General features: G+C 68.4%; 18 protein-coding genes and 1 pseudogene. 10 read left to right on the top strand and 9 right to left on the bottom strand.

Going from position 1 to position 20,481, the window contains the following annotated elements; translation table 11 throughout:
• Positions 1-19 precede the first annotated feature (19 nt).
• Positions 20-1,027: a VWA domain-containing protein gene (locus LMQ14_RS22105; protein ID WP_267731707.1), complete on the top strand. Its 1,008-nt coding sequence runs from the start codon at positions 20-22 to the stop codon at positions 1,025-1,027.
• Positions 1,028-1,043: 16 nt separating this feature from the next.
• Here the strand turns inward: LMQ14_RS22105 and LMQ14_RS22100 are convergent, their stop codons facing one another.
• The 3 genes from LMQ14_RS22100 to LMQ14_RS22090 form a co-directional block, all read right to left on the bottom strand.
• Entirely contained in the window at positions 1,044-2,027 is a 984-nt protein-coding gene (locus LMQ14_RS22100) for a VWA domain-containing protein (protein WP_267731706.1), read from the bottom strand.
• Positions 2,028-2,115: 88 nt separating this feature from the next.
• Complete coding sequence (locus LMQ14_RS22095) at positions 2,116-3,441, bottom strand: primosomal protein (protein ID WP_267731705.1); 1,326 nt, start codon at positions 3,439-3,441, stop codon at positions 2,116-2,118.
• Between the two features lie 58 nt (positions 3,442-3,499).
• Positions 3,500-4,330, bottom strand: a complete 831-nt coding sequence (locus tag LMQ14_RS22090; RefSeq protein ID WP_420714709.1) for an alkaline phosphatase family protein — start codon at positions 4,328-4,330, stop codon at positions 3,500-3,502.
• 145 nt (positions 4,331-4,475) lie between these two features.
• Between LMQ14_RS22090 and upp the strand changes: the two are divergent.
• Positions 4,476-5,096 (top strand): annotated as a pseudogene (gene upp, locus LMQ14_RS22085) (uracil phosphoribosyltransferase); the annotation flags it as partial.
• A 4-nt stretch (positions 5,097-5,100) separates the two neighbouring features.
• Here the strand turns inward: upp and LMQ14_RS22080 are convergent.
• Together LMQ14_RS22080 and LMQ14_RS22075 are read right to left on the bottom strand one after the other, a co-directional pair.
• Positions 5,101-6,636, bottom strand: a complete 1,536-nt coding sequence (locus tag LMQ14_RS22080) for a phospho-sugar mutase (protein ID WP_420714708.1) — start codon at positions 6,634-6,636, stop codon at positions 5,101-5,103.
• Positions 6,591-7,397, bottom strand: a complete 807-nt coding sequence (locus LMQ14_RS22075) for a purine-nucleoside phosphorylase (protein ID WP_267731702.1) — start codon at positions 7,395-7,397, stop codon at positions 6,591-6,593. The genes LMQ14_RS22080 and LMQ14_RS22075 overlap by 46 nt, the downstream gene beginning before the upstream one ends.
• Before the next feature lie 103 nt (positions 7,398-7,500).
• Here LMQ14_RS22075 and LMQ14_RS22070 point away from each other — a divergent pair, with 103 nt between their 5' ends.
• From LMQ14_RS22070 to LMQ14_RS22060, 3 genes are read left to right on the top strand one after another with little or no spacing between them, the layout of a single operon-like run.
• Positions 7,501-8,103 carry a cutinase family protein gene (locus LMQ14_RS22070; protein WP_267735632.1) on the top strand — a complete coding sequence of 201 codons (603 nt, stop codon included), beginning with the start codon at positions 7,501-7,503 and terminating at the stop codon, positions 8,101-8,103.
• A gap of 50 nt (positions 8,104-8,153) precedes the next feature.
• A complete protein-coding gene (locus tag LMQ14_RS22065) occupies positions 8,154-9,338 on the top strand; it encodes a M20 family metallopeptidase (RefSeq protein WP_267731701.1) in 1,185 nt (394 codons plus the stop codon).
• Entirely contained in the window at positions 9,335-10,507 is a 1,173-nt protein-coding gene (locus LMQ14_RS22060; protein WP_267731700.1) for an amidohydrolase, read from the top strand. The genes LMQ14_RS22065 and LMQ14_RS22060 overlap by 4 nt, the downstream gene beginning before the upstream one ends.
• On the opposite strand, the gene LMQ14_RS22055 is transcribed toward LMQ14_RS22060, so the two are convergent.
• Complete coding sequence (locus LMQ14_RS22055; protein ID WP_267731699.1) at positions 10,498-10,983, bottom strand: gamma-glutamylcyclotransferase; 486 nt, start codon at positions 10,981-10,983, stop codon at positions 10,498-10,500. The two genes, LMQ14_RS22060 and LMQ14_RS22055, sit on opposite strands and share 10 nt — an antisense overlap.
• Positions 10,984-11,059: 76 nt before the next feature.
• Here LMQ14_RS22055 and LMQ14_RS22050 point away from each other — a divergent pair, with 76 nt between their 5' ends.
• From LMQ14_RS22050 to LMQ14_RS22035, 4 genes are read left to right on the top strand one after another with little or no spacing between them, the layout of a single operon-like run.
• A complete protein-coding gene (locus tag LMQ14_RS22050) occupies positions 11,060-12,490 on the top strand; it encodes an NAD(P)H-quinone dehydrogenase (protein WP_267731698.1) in 1,431 nt (476 codons plus the stop codon).
• A 27-nt stretch (positions 12,491-12,517) separates the two neighbouring features.
• Entirely contained in the window at positions 12,518-14,242 is a 1,725-nt protein-coding gene (locus LMQ14_RS22045) for a glycerol-3-phosphate dehydrogenase/oxidase (RefSeq protein WP_267731697.1), read from the top strand.
• 7 nt (positions 14,243-14,249) lie between these two features.
• Positions 14,250-15,116, top strand: a complete 867-nt coding sequence (locus LMQ14_RS22040; protein ID WP_267731696.1) for an RluA family pseudouridine synthase — start codon at positions 14,250-14,252, stop codon at positions 15,114-15,116.
• Positions 15,113-18,016 (top strand): arylsulfatase, encoded by a 2,904-nt coding sequence (locus tag LMQ14_RS22035; RefSeq protein WP_267731695.1) that lies wholly within the window; start codon positions 15,113-15,115, stop codon positions 18,014-18,016. The genes LMQ14_RS22040 and LMQ14_RS22035 overlap by 4 nt, the downstream gene beginning before the upstream one ends.
• Here LMQ14_RS22035 and LMQ14_RS22030 read toward each other — a convergent pair.
• Positions 18,013-18,219, bottom strand: coding sequence for a hypothetical protein (locus LMQ14_RS22030; protein ID WP_267731694.1), 207 nt, complete (start codon positions 18,217-18,219; stop codon positions 18,013-18,015). The genes LMQ14_RS22035 and LMQ14_RS22030 overlap by 4 nt on opposite strands.
• A gap of 99 nt (positions 18,220-18,318) precedes the next feature.
• Entirely contained in the window at positions 18,319-18,702 is a 384-nt protein-coding gene (locus LMQ14_RS22025; RefSeq protein ID WP_267731693.1) for a DUF732 domain-containing protein, read from the bottom strand.
• Positions 18,703-18,811: 109 nt separating this feature from the next.
• Between LMQ14_RS22025 and LMQ14_RS22020 the strand changes: the two genes are divergently transcribed.
• Entirely contained in the window at positions 18,812-19,729 is a 918-nt protein-coding gene (locus LMQ14_RS22020; RefSeq protein ID WP_267731692.1) for an alpha/beta hydrolase family esterase, read from the top strand.
• Here LMQ14_RS22020 and nei2 read toward each other — a convergent pair.
• Entirely contained in the window at positions 19,726-20,481 is a 756-nt protein-coding gene (gene nei2 / locus LMQ14_RS22015; RefSeq protein ID WP_267731691.1) for an endonuclease VIII Nei2, read from the bottom strand. The two genes, LMQ14_RS22020 and nei2, sit on opposite strands and share 4 nt — an antisense overlap.

Raw genomic sequence — 20,481 nt, 5'->3', positions numbered from 1 at the left:
GTGAATAGTGTGACGTGGCATGAAGTTGCCACTGCTGGGTCCGGTGTCGCTCACGGGCTTTGAGCACGGCTGGTTCTTCCTGCTACTGGTGGCCGTGCTGCTGGTGATAGGGCTCTACGTCGTCCAACAATTCGCCCGGCGGCGGCGCGTGCTGCGGTTCGCCAACATGGAAGTGCTGGAGCGCGTCGCGCCGGCCAAGCTGTCCCGGTGGCGCCACATCCCGACGATCCTGCTCGCCGTGTCGCTGGTGCTGCTGACGACGGCGATGGCCGGGCCCACGACCGATGTCCGGATTCCGCTCAACCGCGCGGTGGTGATGTTGGTCATCGACGTCTCGGAGTCGATGGCCGCCACCGATGTGGCTCCCAACCGGCTGGCCGCCGCGCAGGAAGCCGGTAAGCAATTCGCCGACGAGTTGACGCCGGCGATCAACCTGGGGTTGGTGGCGTTCGCCGCCAACGCCACCCTGCTGGTTTCTCCGACGACGAACCGCGGCGCGGTCAAGGCCGCGATCGACGGCCTGCAGCCGGCGCCGAAAACCGCGACCGGGGAAGGCCTATTCACCGCGCTGCAGGCCATCGCGACGGTCGGTGCGGTGATGGGCGGCGGCGACGGTCCGCCGCCGGCCCGCATCGTGCTGGAGTCCGACGGCGCCGAGAACGTGCCGCTGGACCCCAACGCCCCCCAGGGAGCGTTCACCGCGGCACGCGCGGCCAAGGCGGAGGGCGTTCAGATCTCGACGATCTCGTTCGGCACACCCGACGGCACCGTCGTCTATCAGGGCGCAACGATTCCGGTCCCGGTCGACGACCAGACCCTGCAGGAAATCTGCAAGATCACCGACGGCCAGGCGTTCCACGCCGACAGCCTGGATTCGCTGAAGCAGGTCTACGGGACGCTGCAGCGCCAGATCGGCTACGAGACGGTGAAGGGCGACGCGAGCCTGGCGTGGTTGCTGCTCGGTTCGGTCGTAATGGCCGGCGCCGTGTTGGCCGGCCTGCTCCTGAACCGCAGGCTGCCCGCCTGAGCGATCAGGTGGGCAGCTAAGTAGGCAGCCTGCGGTTGATCAGCAGCGCCAACACCGTGGCGATCAACGCGGTGAGCACGCCGAGGCGCAGCCACCCGGAACCGCCGGGACCGGCCACGGTGCGATACCCGATCTCCTTCTGGATGGCTTGGTAGTCCTTGTTGAGCTCGTCGAGGTTGGACGCCGTGTAGGCCTGCCCGCCGGCCAGCTGAGCGATTTTCTTCATCTGGTCCGTCGAGACGGGGACTTTCACCTGCACCCCGTCCAGGCTGATGTTGCCGCCCTTGGTGCCGAACGAGATCGTCGAGATGGGCACGCCCTGGTCCCTGGCGAGCCGCGACGCGGTGTAGACGCCGTCGTGCGGGTCGCTGGGATCCGTCGGCCTGTTCTCGCCGCCGTCGGACAGCAGCACGATCCGGGCCGGCGGCGGCGTGTCCCCGCCGGTCGTGTTCGTCGCCTCGATCGCGTGCAGGGCGGTGTAGATGGCCTCACCCGTCGCGGTGCCGTCGCCGAACTGCAGCTTCGGCAGGGCATCGATGGTGGCCTGGTGCTGCGGGGTCGGCGGCACCAGCAGATACGGCGTCCCCGCAAACCCGACGAGTCCGAGGTTGATGCCCGGCGTCAGCTGAGCGGCGAACTTGCCGGCGGCCTGTTCGGCGGCCCGCAGCCGGTCGGGCTCGACGTCGGTCGCCCGCATGGACTGCGACATGTCGATCACGAGCATCACGACCGCGCGGTTGCGCGGGATGCGCATGTCATGGGTGGGCGTGCCCAGCGCGATGGTCAGCAGCGCCAGGCTGAGCAGCGACACGGCTATCGGAAGGTGCCGCCACAACGACTGCGGCACTTCGACGTCGGTGTAGCGGCGCAGACGGCGTCGGCGCCGGGCCTGCACGACGACGTACACGGCGAGCAGGGCCAGCGGGATCAGCCCGAACAGCAACAGGGCCGGACGCTGAAACCCGTAGAACGGCAGCGGTCCAATCACGGGAAGCGACATTCAGTTGACCTCCCCGTCGGGCCGCCGCGGACCTCCGGCGGACGCTGCCGCCAGTAAAGAGGAGACTTGGGAACCCGTCAAACGGGCGTTACTCGCGCCGCAGCCGAGACTCGACGAACTTCTCCAGGTCTTCCCATTCCCGCACCGCCGCCGAATACGGCGTCGCGGGCTTGCTGACCGAGCCGGGCTCCAACACATAGGCCACCAGCTTGCCCAACGGCTTGCTCGTTTCGAGAGCCTTGTCGACGGTGCTCTCCTCGGAGTAGTCACCGATATCGCGGAGCAGTTCGACGGCCAGGTCGAGTTGCTCGCGATCCACGGCGTCCGGCCCGTCGGCGAAGTCGTCGGCCAGCCCGCTGAGCACGTAGATGTTCTCGTCGGTGACTTCCACCGACAGCGATCCGTCGGTCGCGGCGGTGCGGATGTCGTCGTAGGTGCTCAGATCGGACAGGTCGTGGTCGTGCTCGTCGGCCAGGTAGCGAGCCAGGCTGCGCTCGGAGGTGAACACGCTGATCCGTCCGTTGCGGCCCAGGAAGATCGGGCGGTCGTCCAGGTAGCAGCGCAGCGTGTAGAACGTGCCCGAACTCGTCAAGATCCGGACCGGGTCGATGCCCACCTCCATCCAGAAGTCCTCGTCGCTACCGAGTACGACGCTGTCGCCGGGCGCGCGAACCTCCGCCTCGTCCTGTTCTTCGTCGTCTTCGTCGTCTTCGTCCGTGTCTTCGTCGACGTCTTCGCCGTCGGACTCGTCCTCCGAGTCAGGGGCTGCGGTCTCCTCGACTTCGTCCTCGGATTCCTCTTCGGACTCGTCTTCGCGTTCTTCGGCCAGCTCGTCGGCGGCTTTCTGCACCGCCGCCTCGTCGACCTCGGGAGTGCTGATGATCTCCTCGATCGCGCTGAGCACGTCGTCCCAGCTGCGCCCGATGACCTCGGCGATCGAATTCCAGCGTTTGGCGCCCGCCTTGCCGGTGAAGTGGTCGATTCCGCCGGACACCGTGCCCAGGCTGGGGTTGCCGTTGAAGAACTTCGACACCGCCGCCAGCTCGCACACCGATCCGATCGACGACACGATGGCCAGCGCGCCGGCCAGCGTGGTCACCGACTCCTCGGACGGCTTCTCGGCCACCAGTTCCTCGACCGCGACCAGGTCGAACTGCTTGGCCTCGGCGGGCTCGAAGCTGTGCGCGTGCGCCGCGGTCAGGTCTTTCCATGCCGGGTGATCGGTCAAGTCGTTCTCGGCGCCGGAACGCACGAACGCGACGAGGTCGGCAACGGCCTCGAACACGTACAGGTCGTCTTCGTTGCCCAGGAACGCCTCCCACTCGTCGCCGGCGTCGCGCCAGCGCGGTGCCCACACGGTGTAGCGGTCACCGTCGGACAGGCTCAGGCGGATGGGTACGAGGTCAGCAGCCATGCGGCACAGAATAGCGACGGCCCGCCAACGGGCCGGGTCCGGTGCCGGGCCAGCAGGCCTATCCCGCCCAGATGCTGGCGATCGCGGGAGCGTTGGCCGCGTTGCCCGTCTTGGGCAAGCCGTACATCTGCTCGATGGTGGAGAGCAGGTTGTAGTGGCTCATCTGCTCGCTGTAGGTGCCGGGTTGGACGTGCGCGCCGTAGAAGATCGTCGGGATCTGGTTGTGGCCGCCTGGCGAACCGGATCCGTCGTCCTCATCCCAGGTCACGATCAGCAGGCTGTTGTTGGCGACCGCCCAGTTGGCGTAGCCGGACAGCTGTCGATTCAGCCAGGCGTCGCCCTGCGCGATCGAGCCGTCGTGCATGTTGTTGTCGTTGTTGGGAATGACGAACGACACCGTCGGCAGGCTGTCGTAATTGCCCTGCGGAAACGCGGAGAACGGCACCGAACTCGTCGGCGGCACGTTGGCGAAGTTGGCCCACGGCACATGCTTGCGCGCGTACTTGCCCGCGCTGCACACGGGCGAGCCGACCGCGGGCAGGTCCTCGGAATAGCCGATGAATGTGTATCCGGCACCGAGCAATTCAGACCCCAGGTTGGGCGCGTTGCCGGCGTTGATCGGGCACGAGTCCTTGGTCACCCCAAAGGTATTGCCGGCAAACAGCGCCAGATAATTCGGTTCGCTGGGATGTGTTTCGGCGAACGACTGCACCATGTTGGCGCCATGGGTGGCAAGGGCGTTGATGAACGGGTTCTGCGGGCTGCCGATGATGTGGCCTTCAGAACGGTTCTCTTCCACCACAATTACGATGTGCGCCGGCCGGGGAAGCGCGGCCGCGGCGGTCACCCGCGGCGCCAACGGGGTGGCGGCCAACCACGTCAGCGCCACCGCTGCGGCCAAGACGAGGGGACGTCGAATCTCGCGAAACACCCGGGGAGCATATGAGCCGACACGCGGGGCGCGGGGCAGGCGCGCATGCGTGTCAGCTGCACTTTAGCCAACCGAGGTCGGATCGTTATATACCCTCAAGCGCATGGAAGTGCGAGTAATCGATCACCCGTTGGCCGCGGCGCGGCTGACGGCGCTGCGCGACCAACGCACCGATGCCGCGGGCTTTCGGGCCGCGCTGCGCGAGCTGACGCTGGTGCTGGTCTACGAGGCCACCCGGGACATGGCCACCGCGCCGATCAGGATCCGGACGCCCCTGGCCGAGACATTCGGGCGGCGCTTGGTCAATCCGCCGCTGCTGGTTCCGGTGTTGCGGGCCGGGCTCGGGATGATCAACGAGGCGCACGCCGCGATCCCGGAGGCCGAGGTCGGCTTCGTCGGTGTCGCCCGCGACGAGGAAACCCATCTGCCCTTCCCGTACATGGAGTCGCTGCCCGCCAAGCTCAAACACCGGCCGGTCATGGTGCTTGACCCGATGCTGGCTACCGGTGGGTCGATGACGTATGCGATCGAGCTGCTGCAGCGCCGGGGCGCGACGGACATCAGCGTGCTCTGCGTGGTCGCTGCGCCGGAAGGCCTTGCGGCAGTGGAGAAAATAGCGCCGGACGCGCGAGTGTTCACCGCCGCGGTCGACAAGGGACTCAACAAGTCGGCGTTCATCGTGCCGGGCCTCGGCGACGCGGGAGACCGTCAGTTCGGGCCCCGCGTGTTCACCAGCGTGCCAGCTCAGCGGTCAACTCCGCTCGCAACGCGTCGGCACAAGTCCGGGAAGAAGTCAGGTCGTCGGAAGTCGCACAGCGAATCTCCAAGTAGCACTTCAGCTTCGGCTCGGTTCCGCTAGGACGCACCACCACCCTGATCGTGGTGTCGTCGTCGGCGGCAGTGAAGATCAGCGCGTCGGTGATATCGGTCATCGTCGCCGCGAACCCGGCCAGCCGGCTTGGCGGTGCGGTACGCAGTCGCTGCATCAGTTCGGCCGCCTCGCCGGCGTCCGCGACCCGGCGTGAGATCGCCGCGACTTCGTGCACGCCGTATCGCCGGGCGAGGTCGTCGAGCACCTCGGGTATCGAACGGCCCTGCTGTTTCAGGGAAGCCGCCATGTCGCACACCAGTACGGCCGCGCTGATGCCGTCCTTGTCGCGCACCGCCGCGGGATCCACGCAGTGGCCAATCGCTTCCTCGTAGGCGTACACCAAAGTGCCGGGCACGTTCGCATCAGCGCGGGCCAGCCATTTGAACCCGGTGCGGGTCTCGACGTGGACCGCGCCGTGGTGGGCGGCTATCGCCGCGAGCATCCGGGAGGACACGATGGTGCTGGCAACCACCGCGTGGTCGGGTCGCCGGTGGGACAGGATGTAATCGCCTAGCAGCCAACCGGTTTCGTCGCCGGACAGCATCCGCCATCCCGTCGCGGTGCGGATGCCCACCGCGCAACGGTCGGCGTCGGGGTCCAGGGCGATCGCGACGTCGGCTTCGATGTCGGCGGCCAGGGCGAGCAGCGCGTCGGCGGCCCCGGGCTCCTCGGGGTTCGGGAACGCGACGGTGGGGAAGTCGGGGTCCGGCGCGTACTGGGCTCCGACGGTATGCACCTGGCCGAAGCCGGCGCGGTGCAACGTCTCGACGGCCACCGCGCCGCCGACCCCGTGCAGCGGGGTCAGTGCCACCCGCACCGAACCGCCGGCGCGCCGCACCCCGGCCGCGCGTTCGATGTAGCGCGCGACCAGGTCGGTATCGGCGGGCACGACCGGTTTGCGGGCGATCTGGCCGGCGGGAGGCGCTGTGGCCATGGCGGTTTCGATCTCGGTGTCGGTGGGGGAGATGATCTGGATGCCGCCGTCGAAGTACACCTTGTAGCCGTTGTCGGTCGGCGGATTGTGCGAGGCGGTGATCTGGATTCCGGCGGCGGCGCCGGTGTGCCGCACCGCGTAGGCGACCACCGGCGTGGGCACCACGCCCGGCAGCAGCAGCACCGAAAACCCCTCGGCGGCAAGCACTTCGGCGGTCACCGTGGCGAAGATTGCCGAACCGTGCCGAGCGTCGCGCCCGACGATCACCTGCGCACCCGCCAGGCCGCGACCCGTAAGCACCTGCGCCACGGCCCAAGTGGCACGCGACACCACCGCGACGTTCATCGCGTCCGGGCCATCGCGGACCGGGCCGCGCAATCCCGCCGTGCCGAACCGAAGTGGCGGTGCCACAGCTAAATCCGGGCGATCACGGCGGCGAGTAGCGCGCCGATCCGGGATGCCGACGCGGCCCCGGCCGCCATCACGTCGGCATGGCTCAGTGGACTACCGGTGATACCGGCCGCCAGGTTGGTCACCAGTGAAATGCCCAGCACCTCGGCGCCGGCCGCGCGGGCCGCGATCGTTTCGTGCACGGTCGACATGCCGACCAGATCCGCGCCCAGTGTCTGCAGCATCCGGATTTCGGCGGGCGTCTCGTAGTGCGGCCCGGGCAGGCCGGCGTAGACGCCTTCGGTCAGCTCGGGGTCGGCGTCGCGGGCGAGTGCGCGCAGCCGCGGCGCGTACGCATCGGTGAGATCCACGAACTGGGCGCCGACCAGAGGTGAGCGCGCGGTCAGGTTCAGGTGATCGCTGATCAGCACGGGCTGGCCGACCCGCATGTCGGTGCGCAGTCCGCCGGCCGCGTTGGTCAGCACCACGATGCCGGCCCCGGCCGCGCAGGCCGCGCGCACCGGGTGGACGACGTGACTCAGGTCATGGCCCTCGTAGGCGTGCACGCGCCCGGCCAGCACCAGTACCTGGTGCGCACCGATGCGCACCGACAGCAGCTCACCGGGATGGCCGGCCGCGCGTGGCGGTGCGAAGCCGGGAAGCTCGGCCTGGGGCAACACGGCGTCGGGTGAGCCCAGCTCCGCGATCGCCGGCGACCATCCCGAGCCGAGCACAATGGCGATGTCGTGCTCGTCGACCCCGGTTTGCTCGCGGATGGAATTTGCCGCGCGCTGTGCGAGTTGAGAGTTCTCGGATGCAACGTCGGTCACACTGTGCGAGCTTAGCTTCGCTATATATGTCAGGATTTCCCGCATGAGTTTTGGTAAGTGGCCATTCGCTGGCCTGGTCATTGCAATCACGGCCTCGCTGGCCATGGTCTTTGGCGGCCCGGCGCCGACGGCACGGGCCGACTGTCCCGACGTCCAGCTGATCTTCGCCCGCGGTACCAACGAGCCGCCCGGGCTGGGCGTCGTGGGTGACGCGCTGTTCGCCGCGCTGCAGCCCACCCTGGGTGGCCGCAACTTCGACAACTACGCGGTGAACTACCCGGCCAGCTACAACTTCCTGCAGACCGGCGACGGCGCCAACGACGCCCGTGACCACATCGCGGCGATGGCCGACCAGTGCCCGGGCACCCACCTGATCCTCGGCGGCTTCTCGCAGGGCGCCGCCGCGGTCTCGATGCTGGCCGGGGTGCCGCCGCTGGGCAACACCATCGGCGAGTTCGGGTCGGCTCCGGCGCTGGACCCCGGCCTGGCCAGCAAGATCAGGGCGGTCGCCGTGTTCGGCAATCCCGGCAACCGGTTCAACACCCCGCTCTCGACGGCGGGGCAGTTCGCCGGCCGTGCCATCGACGAGTGCAGCCCCGGCGATCCGGTCTGCGTCGTCGGCGGTCGCGACCGGGAAGCCCACCACGACTATTCGATACCGCCCTACCCCGGGCAGGCGGCGGGCTTCATCGCCGGACGGGTGTAGCCGCCGCGGGGACGGTCAGTCGCGGCCGCATTCGATGAGATACTGCAGGGATGCCCACCAACACCGCATTGGACAGCGTCGAGGACGCGGTGCGGCGTCGTGGTGTCGATCTTGTCGAGCTCTCGCACGCGATCCACGCCGAGCCCGAGCTGGCCTTCGCCGAGCATCATAGCTGCGCCAAAACGCGGGCACTGGTCGCCGAGCGGGGCTTCGACGTCACCGGAGCCGTCGGCGGCCTGGACACCGCCTTCCGCGCCGACTTCGGCAGCGGACCGCTGGTGGTCGGGATCTGCGCCGAGTACGACGCCCTGCCCGAGATCGGGCATGCCTGCGGCCACAACATCATCGCGGCGTCGGCGGTCGGAACCGCGCTGGCGCTGGCCGAGGTGGCCGACGAGCTCGGCCTCACCGTGGCCCTGATCGGCACCCCCGCCGAGGAGGCCGGCGGCGGCAAGGCGCTGCTGCTGGAGGCCGGCACCTTCGACGACGTCGCCGCCGCGGTGATGCTGCATCCCGGGCCGACCGACATCGCCGCCGCCCGTTCGCTGGCCCTTTCCGAAGTCACCGTCGACTACCGGGGCAAGGAATCGCACGCCGCCGTCGCCCCGTATCTGGGCGTCAACGCCGCCGACGCCGTCACCGTCGCGCAGGTCGCGATCGGCCTGCTGCGACAGCAACTGGCGCCGGGGCAGCTGGTGCACGGGATCGTCACCAACGGCGGGCAGGCGGTCAACGTCATCCCCGGACACGCGACGCTGCAGTACGCGATGCGCGCGGTCGAGGTGGATTCGCTGCGCGAGCTGGAGGGCAGGATGTTCGCCTGCTTTGCCGCGGGCGCACTGGGCACCGGCTGCGAATACGAAATCAACACGCCATCACCGGCATACGCGGAGCTCAGGCCGGACGAGTGGCTGGGCGAAGTCTGCCGGGAAGAGATGCGCCGGCTCGGACGCGAACCGGTGGCACCCGAGTTCGAGAAGACGTTGCCGATGGGCAGCACCGATATGGGCAACGTCACGCACGTGCTGCCGGGCATCCACCCGGTGATCGGTGTCGACGCCGGGGGCGCCACCGTGCATCAGCGCGCATTCGCCGCGGCCGCCGTCGGCCCGAGCGCCGACCGCGCGGTTATCGAGGGTGCGGTGATGCTGGCGTGCACGGTTGTCCATCTCGCTCAGGACGGCGCCGAACGTGACCGGGTATTGGCCGGGTTGGAACGCCGGGCGGCCGGATGAGCCTGGTTGACGCCGCCGAATCGTGGCTGGCCGCCCACTACGACGACATGGTCGAGTGGCGCCGGCATCTGCACCGCTATCCGGAGCTGGGCCGGCAGGAGTACGCCACCACGCAGTTTGTCGCCGAGCGGTTGGCCGACGCCGGGCTCAATCCCAAGGTGTTGCCCGCCGGCACCGGGCTGACGTGTGATTTCGGCCCGGAACACGAGCCCAGGATCGCGCTGCGCGCCGACATGGACGCGTTGCCGATGGCCGAGCGGACCGGCGCACCCTATGCCTCGACGATGCCGAACGTCGCGCACGCCTGCGGGCACGACGCGCACACCGCGATCCTGCTGGGCACCGCGCAGGCGCTGGCGTCGGTGCCCGAACTGCCGGTCGGGGTGCGGTTGATCTTTCAGGCCGCCGAAGAGCTGATGCCCGGCGGCGCGATCGACGCGATCGCGGCCGGAGCGCTGACCGGGGTGTCCCGGATCTTCGCGCTGCACTGCGATCCCCGGCTGGAGGTCGGCAAGGTCGCGGTCCGGCAAGGCCCGATCACCTCGGCGGCCGACCACATCCACATCACGCTGTCTTCGCCGGGCGGCCACACCTCGCGGCCACACCTCACCGCCGACCTGGTCTACGGCCTCGGCACGCTGATCACCGGGGTGCCCGGGGTGCTGTCGCGGCGCCTCGACCCACGCAACGGCACGGTCCTGGTGTGGGGTGCGGTCAACGCCGGGGTGGCCGCCAACGCGATCCCGCAGAACGGGCAGCTGTCGGGCACCGTGCGCACCGCCAGCCGGCACACCTGGCTCGAACTCGAGGAGTTCATCCGGCAGGCCGTCGACGCGCTGCTGTTGCCGCTGGGCATCGAACACACGATGCAATACCGGCGCGGCGTGCCCCCGGTGGTCAACGAGGAGATCTCGACCCGCATCCTGACCCACGCGATCGAGGCCGTCGGGCCCGAGGCGCTGGCCGACACCCGGCAGTCCGGCGGCGGCGAGGATTTCTCCTGGTATCTGGAGGAGATCCCCGGCGCGATGGCGCGACTGGGGGTGTGGTCGGGCGAGGGCCCGCAGCTGGACCTGCACCAGCCGAATTTCGATCTCGACGAACGGGCGCTGGGGGTCGGGCTGCGGGTGATGGTCAACATCATCGAGCAGTCGGCACGTCAGTCCTGAGCGGAAGTCCCCGGGCCGATGTTGCGGGCCGGCCGCGTCCGGATGTCGTGCACGTAATCGCTTGGCGCGCCGGCGATTTCGGCGGCATCGGCCATCACGCCCAGATACCGCGCCGACGGCAGCCCGCCCTCCCAGGCGTCGAGCACATACAGCCACGCCAGCACCGGTTCGATGTCGGTGTCCGAGGACAGGCGCTCCACCCGGCATCTGATCTTTTTGTGGACGCCGAACTCGGAGCCCTCCCACTGATCCAGGTTCATTTCGTCGGCCGAGGTCATGTCATAGAGCACGACGAACACCTTGGCATCGGGGTCCTCGACGACGCTGGCCAGCGCGCCTTCCCAGCCGATGTCTTCGCCGCCGAAGGTCAGCCGCCAGCCGTGCAACCAGCCCGTTCCCGCCATCGGGGAGTGGGGTGCACGCTTCTGCATCTGCTCGGGATGCATGTTCGATCCGTAGGCGGCGTAGAGCGGCACGGGTGAAAGCTTAAACGGCAGACGCTCACGCGGTGTTCATCCGGCGGTTCCGGAGGTCCTTGGATAGGTTAGGGCTGTGGTGACCCGCATCGTGATCCTCGGTGGAGGCCCGGCCGGTTACGAAGCCGCGCTGGTGGCGGCCACCTCGCACCCCGATACCACCGACGTCACCGTCATCGACTCCGAAGGCATCGGCGGGGCGGCCGTGCTGGACGACTGTGTGCCGTCCAAGACGTTCATCGCCTCGACCTGGTTGCGCACCGAATTGCGCCGGGCTCCCCGGTTGGGCTTCGACATCGACATCGACGACGCCAAGATTTCGCTGCCGCGCATCCATAAACGGGTCAAGGCGCTGGCCGCCGAGCAGTCCGCCGATATCACCGCCGATCTGCTCAGCAAGGGCGTGCATGTGGTCGCCGGTCGTGGCGAACTGTGCGACTCGGCGCCGGGCCTGGCCCGCCACCGCGTCAAAGTGACCCATTCCGATGAGGGGCCCGACGGCCCCGTCGTCACCGAGCACGACGCCGATGTCGTGCTGATCGCCACCGGCGCCAGCCCACGGGTGCTGCCGTCGGCTCAGCCCGACGGCGAGCGCATCCTGACCTGGCGGCAGCTCTACGACCTCAAGGCGCTCCCCGAGCACCTGATCGTGGTGGGCTCGGGCGTCACCGGGGCGGAGTTCGTGCACGCCTACACCGAGCTCGGCGTGCCGGTCACGGTGGCGGCCAGCCGGGACCGGGTGCTGCCCTACGAGGACGCCGACGCCGCGCTGGTGCTGGAAGAGGCGTTCGCCGAGCGCGGTGTCGAGCTGATCAAGAACGCCCGCGCCGAATCCGTCACCCGCACCGAGACCGGGGTCCTGGTGACCATGACCGACGGCCGAACCGTCGAGGGCAGCCACGCCCTGATGACGATCGGGTCGGTGCCCAACACCAGCGGCCTGGGCCTGGAACGTGTCGGCATCGAGCTGGGCCGCGGTGACTACCTGAAGGTGGACCGGGTGTCGCGGACATCGGTTCCGGGCATCTACGCCGCCGGCGACTGCACCGGGCTGCTGCTGCTGGCGTCGGTGGCCGCCATGCAGGGCCGCATCGCGATGTATCACGCGCTGGGCGAGGGCGTCAGCCCGATCCGGTTGCGCACGGTCGCGGCGACGGTGTTCACCCGGCCCGAGATCGCCGCCGTCGGCGTGCCGCAGACGATGATCGACGACGGCTCGGTGCCGGCCCGGACCATCATGCTGCCGCTGCGGACCAACGCGCGCGCCAAGATGTCGGGGTTGCAGCAGGGTTTCGTCAAGCTGTTCTGCCGGCAGGCCACCGGCGTGGTCATCGGCGGTGTGGTGGTGGCGCCGATCGCCTCCGAGCTGATCCTGCCGATCGCCGTGGCCGTGCAAAACCGCATCACCGTCAACGAGCTGGCACAGACGCTGTCCGTCTACCCGTCGTTGTCCGGATCGATCACCGAGGCCGCTCGCCGGCTGATGGCACACGACGATCTGGACTAGCGTTGCCGAAGTGAGGAGTCCTTTGTCGTGAATGATCCGGTTTCCAACTTGGGACCGCAGCAACGCGCGGCCGCTTGGGAGCGACTCGGCAGTGAGCAGTTCGACGTCGTCGTGATCGGCGGCGGGGTGGTGGGCTCCGGGTGTGCGCTGGATGCCGCCACCCGCGGCCTCAAGGTCGCCCTCGTCGAGGCGCGCGACTTCGCCTCCGGCACCTCGAGTCGCTCCTCGAAGATGTTCCACGGCGGGCTGCGCTACCTCGAGCAGTTGGAGTTCGGGCTGGTGCGCGAGGCACTGCACGAGCGTGAGCTGTCGCTGACCAGGCTGGCGCCGCATCTGGTCAAGCCGCTGCCGTTCTTGTTCCCGCTGACCCACCGGTGGTGGGAGCGTCCCTACACCGCGGCGGGCATCTTCCTCTACGACAGCCTCGGCGGCGCGAAATCGGTTCCCGCCCAGAAGCATTTGACGCGTGCCGGCGCCCTGCGGCTGAGCCCGGGGCTCAAGCGCAGCTCGCTGATCGGTGGGATCCGCTACTACGACACCGTCGTCGACGACGCCAGGCACACGATGACGGTCGCGCGCACCGCCGCGCATTACGGCGCCGTCGTGCGGTGCTCCACCCAGGCGGTCGCGTTGCTGCGCGAGGGCGACCGGGTGATCGGGGTGCGGGTGCGCGACTCCGAAGACGGCTCGGTCACCGAGGTGCGCGGGCACGTCGTGGTGAACGCGACCGGGGTGTGGACCGACGAGATCCAGGCCCTGTCCAAGCAGCGCGGGCGATTTCAGGTGCGCGCGTCCAAGGGCGTGCATGTGGTGGTGCCGCGGGACCGGATCGTCAGCGACGCCGCCATCATCCTGCGCACCGAGAAGTCGGTGATGTTCATCATCCCGTGGGGCAGCCACTGGATCATCGGAACCACCGACACCGATTGGAATCTCGACCTGGCCCACCCGGCGGCCACCAAGGCCGACATCGACTACATCCTCACCACCGTCAACGCCGTGCTGGCCACTCCGCTCACGCACGCCGACATCGACGGCGTGTACGCGGGGCTGCGGCCGCTGCTGGCCGGGGAGAGCGAGGAAACCTCCAAGCTGTCCCGGGAGCACGCCGTCGCGGTGCCCGCGCCCGGCCTGGTCGCCATCGCCGGCGGTAAATACACCACCTACCGGGTGATGGCGGCCGACGCGATCGACACGGCGGTGCAGTTCGTCCCGGCCCGGGTCGCGCCGTCGATCACCGAAAAGGTCAGCCTGCTGGGTGCCGACGGCTACTTCGCCCTGATCAACCAGGCCGAACACGTCGGCGAACTCGTGGGCCTGCACCCGTACCGGGTGCGTCATCTGCTGGATCGCTACGGCTCGCTGATGGACGACGTGCTGGCGCTGGCCGCCGATCGTCCCGAACTGCTGACCCCGATCAAGGACGCGCCGGGCTACCTGTTGGTGGAGGCGCTGTATGCCGTCGCCGCCGAGGGGGCACTGCATCTCGAGGACATCCTGGCCCGACGGATGCGGGTGTCGATCGAATACCCGCACCGCGGGGTCGACTGCGCCCGCGAGGTCGCCGAGCTGGTGGCGCCCGTGCTGGGGTGGAGCGCCGGGGACGTCAACCGCGAGGTCGCCAACTACACCGCGCGAGTGGAGGCCGAGATCCTGTCGCAGGCTCAGCCCGACGACGTGTCGGCCGACGAGCTGCGGGCCAGCGCGCCCGAAGCGCGCGCCGAGATCCTCGAGCCGGTTCCGCTCAATTGAGTGTGTGGTGAGGCCTGCACCGCTGCCGGTGCGCGACGGATTGGGGCCCGCGCGGGTACGGCTGCATGGCGGTGCGGTGCTGGCCGAGCTGACCACGCGGTTCGGCGAGCAGGCCCGCGCCAAGGTCCTGGCCGGTGAGGTCGTCGACGCCGACGGGGCGGTGATCGACGAGGCGACCGCGCTGCCCGCCGGCGCCAGCGTCTACCTCTATCGCGACCTGCCCGACGAGGTGCCGGTCCCTTTTGAAATCCCGGTGCTGCATCGCGACGACGACATCGTGGTCGTCGACAAGCCGCACTTTCTGGCCACCATGCCCCGGGGCAGCCACGTCGCGCAGACCGCCCTGGTGCGGCTGCGAAGGGAATTGGGATTGCCCGAACTCAGCCCCGCCCACCGGCTCGACCGGCTGACCGCCGGGGTGCTGCTGTTCACCACCCGGCGCGAGGTGCGCGGTGCCTACCAGATGCTGTTCGCTCGCGGCGAGGTGCGCAAGACCTACCTGGCCGGCGCGGCCGTCGATCCGGCGTGTGAGCTGCCCCGCGTGATTCGAAGCCGAATCATCAAGCGCCGTGGCCACTTACAGGCCGTCTGCGAACCGGGCGAGCCCAACGCGGAAACGCTGGTGGAACTTTTATCGCCGGACGGCCGGTACCGGCTGACGCCGCGCACCGGGCGCACCCATCAATTGCGGGTGCACATGGCGTCGCTGGGGCTGCCGATCATCGGTGATCCGTTGTACCCCAATGTGATTGATGTGCCGGCCGACGATTTCAGCACTCCGCTGCGATTACTTGCCCAGCGCATCGAGTTCGACGATCCGTTCACCGGGTCGCGCCGCACGTTCGTCAGCCGCCGAGAAGGAGTCTGGTCATGAGCGAAGAGAACGCACTGGTCATCGTCGCCGGCTATCAGGGCCTCGATGCTGCCCGTCGGGACTTTCAGACGCTGAGCGACCGCGCCAAGGACCGCAGCGTCGCGGTGCGCGACGCGGTGCTGGTCGGCAAGGACGCCGAGGGCAATCGGGTGTTCGTCGACAGCGGCAATCGCCTCGGCCGCCGCGGCGCCAAGTGGGGCGCCGGAGCGGGGCTGGCGGCGGGCCTGCTCTCGCCGGTGTCGGTGGCCACGGCGGCAGTCGGCGCCGCGGCCGGCGCCCTGGCGGGTACGTTCCTGAACCAGAAGATCAAGGGCGGGCTGTCCGACAAGATCGGCGAGCAGATGGCGGCGGACAGCGCCGTGATCATTGTGCTGGCCCCGGGCGAATCCCGGCTGGCGGTCGAGCAGGTGCTGGCCGGCTCGCCGATGAAATCGGTTGCGGAGCTGGAACACTCGACATTGCGCGGCTTCGGCGCGGCGCTCGAAGTTGCGATGGGCAAGTTCAATCCGGACCGCACCCGGCTGCCGATCCCGCAGCGCGGCTTCGGCGGCACGGTGGGACGCACCGTGGCGGAGTCGGTCGGCGACTGGACGATCGTGCCCGGGGCCGCCGCGCCCGACGGCGCGCCGAACGTGCTGATCGTGCTGATCGACGACGCCGGGTTCGGCGGCCCGGACACCTTCGGCGGTGCCATCCGCACCCCGACGCTGTCCCGGCTCGCGCAGAACGGCTTGGCCTACAACCGCTTTCACGTCACCGCGGTGTGCTCGCCGACCCGGGCGGCGCTGCTGACCGGCCGCAACCACCATCGGGTCGGCTTCGGGTCGGTCTGCGAGTTCCCGGGCCCCTACCCGGGCTACTCGACGGCCAAGCCGCGCAGCTGCGCCGCGCTCCCGCGAATCCTGCGCGACAATGGTTATGTCACAGGCGCTTTCGGTAAGTGGCATCTGACCCCGGACAACGTGCAGGGAGCGGCGGGGCCATTCGACAACTGGCCGCTCGGCTGGGGATTCGACCACTTCTGGGGATTCCCGTCGGGAGCGGCGGGCCAGTACGACCCGATCATCAGCCAGGACAACTCCGTCCTCGGGATACCCCAGGGACAAGACGACAAGCCGTACTACTTCCCCGACGATCTCACCGACAAAGCCGTGCAGTGGCTGCACACCGTGCGCGCCGCCAACGCCACCAAGCCGTGGATGATGTACTACTCGACCGGCGCTACCCACGCGCCACACCACGTGTTCGCCGAGTGGGCCGACAAGTACCGGGGCCAGTTCGACGAGGGCTGGGATGTGTACCGGCAGAAAACCTTTGAACGGCAGAAGCAGCTCGGCATCGTTCCCGCAGACGCCGAACTCACCGAGCGGCCCGATCTGTTCCCGGCGTGGGAGAGCCTGTCGCAGACCCAGCGGAAACTCTATGCCCGGCAGATGGAGGTGTTCGCGGGGTTCTCGGAGAACGCCGACTGGAATGTCGGTCGATTGCTTGACGCGATCGACGATCTCGGCGAGTCCGACAACACGCTGGTCTTCTACATCTGGGGCGACAACGGCGCCAGCATGGAGGGCACCAACACCGGTTCGTTCAACGAGATGACGTTCATCAACGGCCTGGACCTCACCGCCGAACAGCAATTGCAGCTGATCGAGCAATACGGCGGGATCGAGGCGCTCGGCGACGAGGACACCGCGCCCCACTTCGCGAGCGCCTGGGCGCACGCCAACAACACCCCGTACCAGTGGGGCAAGCAGATGGGCAGCCACCTCGGCGGCACCCGGGATCCGATGGTGGTGGCCTGGCCCGCCCGAATCCGGCCCGATGCGCAAGTTCGCGACCAGTTCACGCACTGCATCGACATTGCTCCAACGGTGTTGGAGGCCATCGGTTTACCGGAACCGAGCAGTGTCGACGGCTTCGAGCAGGAGCCCATGGACGGCACCAGTTTCATCCACACCTTCGACGATTCGGCGGCCGAAGAGCGGCACACCGTGCAGTACTTCGAGAACTTCGGCAGCCGCGCCCTCTACCAGGACGGCTGGTGGGCCTGCGCCCGGTTGGACAAGGCGCCGTGGGACCTGTCGCCACAGACGATGCAGCGGTTCGCGCCCGGCAACTACAACCCCGACGACGACGTCTGGGAGCTCTACTACCTGCCCGACGACTTCTCCCAGGCCAACGACCTGGCCGCCGAGCGGCCCGACAAGCTCGCCGAGCTGCAACAACTTTGGTGGCAGGAAGCCGAGAACAACCGGGTGCTGCCGCTACTCGGCGGGCTTGCGGTGATGTTCGGTGACCTGCCGCCGCTGCCCACCACTGCGCGATTCACTTTCTCCGGCGGCGTGCAGAACATTCAGCGCGGCCTGGTGCCGCGCATCTTCGGCCGCTCCTACGCGATCGAGGCGCGACTGCACATCCCCGACGAGGGCGCCCACGGTGTGCTGGTCGCCAACGCCGACTTCATGGGCGGGTTCGCGTTGTGGGTCGACGAGGAGCGCAAACTGCACCACACGTATTCGTTCCTCGGGGTCGAGACGTATCGGCAGGTATCGACCGAGGCGCTTCCGGTCGGCGATCTCACCGTGCGGATGCTGTTCGAATCCGCGCAGCCCGTCGTCGGATCCGGTGGACGGGTGACGCTGTGGGCCGACGATCGGTTGATCGGCGAGGGGGAGCTGCCCCAGACGGTGAGCCTGGCGTTCACGTCGTACGCCGTGATGGACATCGGCCGCGACAACGGGTTGGTCGTCGACCGAGATTACGAGGACCAGGCGACGTACGCGTTCACCGGAACCGTCAAAGAGGTCGTCTTCGACCTGATGCCGGTCCCGGTGAACGCCGCGAAGGCGCTACACGAGCACGCGTCCGTCCAAGCGGTCGGACAGGGCGCGGCCGGCTAGCGGTTGTCGCCCGGCAGCACGCGGGTCAAGGCGTCGTTGATGCCCTGGTTGATGCGATCCGCGGCCAGTGGGCTGGCGAATGGGGGCGGTGCCCCGCAGGTACAGGAAAATTGGTTGAACATCGTGTCCGCACCGGCCGGTGCTGCGAGTCCAACCGTGGCGCCGAGAACGATCGCGCCACCGATTATTATCTTCGTGATCATTTGTAAGCCTCCATCTGTTCACCTTTTGTTAAAGTGTACGCAAAGATGGAGACACGACGGCGTCAGCACGCCGTTTTGTGAGAGTTTGTGGCCGTTTCGTTAGGCCGCGGGCGCCGGCGGCGGCGGAGCAGGCTCCGGCGGCGGCTTGTACTGCGGGCAGTAGGCGCGGATGGCCGCGCCGACGAAGTAGCCGGCGTCGTAGTCGGGCAGGCTACTGCTGTTCATCACGTCGATGACGACCTCGTTCGGCGACATGCCTTGTCCCAGGTACTCGCAGACCTTCCGGGCCGCCGCGATCGCGGCTGGGACTGAGTCGTGGGTGATGCCGTCGGAGATCAGCAGTTGGATGAATTTGTCGTCGGCCGCGTCGGCGTGGGCGGCAGGGGCTACGCCTGCGCCGAGCACGCCGAGCGACACGGCGATCGCAACTACAAGTCGGGTGCCCGACGGCACGCGCAGGGGGCCGGGCTTGCCAATTTTCACGTCCCTCATCATCGCTCAAATCGCGATCGTTGCCAATGTGAGCAAGTCTGAGAAGAAGGTGAACATGGCCGTTTTCAGCGTCGGGGGATGGGGTCGGTAATTTGAGCCCATGCCGTACGAACGATGGTTACCGCTGGCGCTGCTGGCGGTCTGTCTGGTCGGCTGCGGCGTGCAACATGTCTCCGCGGCCACGCCGCGCGATCTGACCGGGACGTTTCGTTCCGGCGGCCTGGACCGGACCTACGTAATGCATCTGCCGCCCGGCGATCCCGTCGGTTTGGTGCTCAGCCTGCACGGAGGCGGCGGTAGCGGAAAGGGGCAGAAGGGTCTGACCGACTTCGACGCCGTCGCCGACGCCAACAACCTGCTGGTGGTTTACCCCGACGGTTACGACAAGAGCTGGGCCGACGGCCGGGGTGCGTCACCCGCCGATCGCCGTCACGTCGATGACGTTGGCTTCCTGGTCGGGCTGGCCGACAAGCTGCGCAACGCCTACAACATCGCGCCCGGGCACGTTTTCGTCACCGGAATGTCCAACGGCGGCTTCATGTCCAACAGGCTGGCTTGCGATCGTGCTGATGTTTTTTCGGCGATCGCGCCCGTGGCGGGCACGCTGGGCGTGGGGGTCGCGTGCAATCCGTCGCAGCCGGTTTCGGTGTGGGAGGCGCACGGGACGGCCGATCCGCTGGTGCGTTTCAACGGTGGGGACGTACGCGGTCGCGGTGGGTTGAGCCACTCCATCTCGGTCAAAAGCATGGTGGACAAGTGGCGTTCGGCCGATAGCTGCCAGGGCGACCCCGTGGCGCAGGTATTGCCCAACGTCGGCGACGGCACCGTCGTGCACCGCTTCGATTCCACGGCGTGTGCGGCCGCGACCGAGGTGGTCTTCTATCAAATCGACAACGGCGGGCACACCTGGCCGGGCGGCAAGCAGTATCTGCCCAAGGCGGTCATCGGCCCGACCACGCGCGCGCTGGACGGATCGGAGTCGATCGCGCAGTTCTTCCTGGCGCACGCCCGCGACTAGCGCTGACAGGACGGGCACCAGTAGGCCACTCGCGCGGCGGTGTCGTCGACGTTGATATGCGTGTTGCAGCGACGGCAACTTTGCCCGGCGCGGCCGTAGACCCACAGCTGCCGGCCCGCCCGGGTGTCGCCGGTGGTGCAGCGGTTCCACCGGAAGCGGTTGGCCCACAGCATGTCCCGGGCTCGCGAGACCAAACGGCGCGGGTCGGCGATCGCGCCGACCGGCGCGGTCGGCAGGTGTCCGCTGACGAAACACAACTCGTTGCAGTAGACATTGCCCACCCCGGCCAGCACCCGCTGATCGAGCAACGCCTCGGCGATCGGCCGGTCCTGGTGTGCGACGAGGTTCGCCGCGGCCACCTGGGGATCCCAATCCGGGCCCAGCAGATCGGGCCCCAAGTGCGCGACCGCCTCGCCGTCCTGGTCGCGGTCGAGAATCTCGAGCACGCCCAGGTCCATGCCGACGGCGCGAATATCGTTGGCTTCCAAGATGATACGAGCCCGATGGTCTATCCGCACCGGTCGGCTTCCGACTCGCCAGCTGCCGTCCATTTTCAGATGTGAGTGAATGCTGGCCGGCCCGACTCGGATGAACAGGTGCTTGCCGCGGCTGAGCACTTCGTCCACCACGTTGCCGGTGAGGTCGACGGTGGCGAATTGCGGCACCCGGATGTCGCAGCGGGTCAGCGTCTGCCCGGCCAACTGCTCGGCGAGTACGGCCGCGGTGTGCCAGACGGTGTCACCCTCGGGCAT

This window comes from Mycobacterium sp. Aquia_213, from assembly GCF_026625985.1.
Taxonomy (GTDB): Bacteria; Actinomycetota; Actinomycetes; order Mycobacteriales; family Mycobacteriaceae; genus Mycobacterium.
The sequence above is the reverse complement of the archived record's forward strand: the minus strand, read 5'-3'. Positions and strand labels throughout refer to the sequence as shown.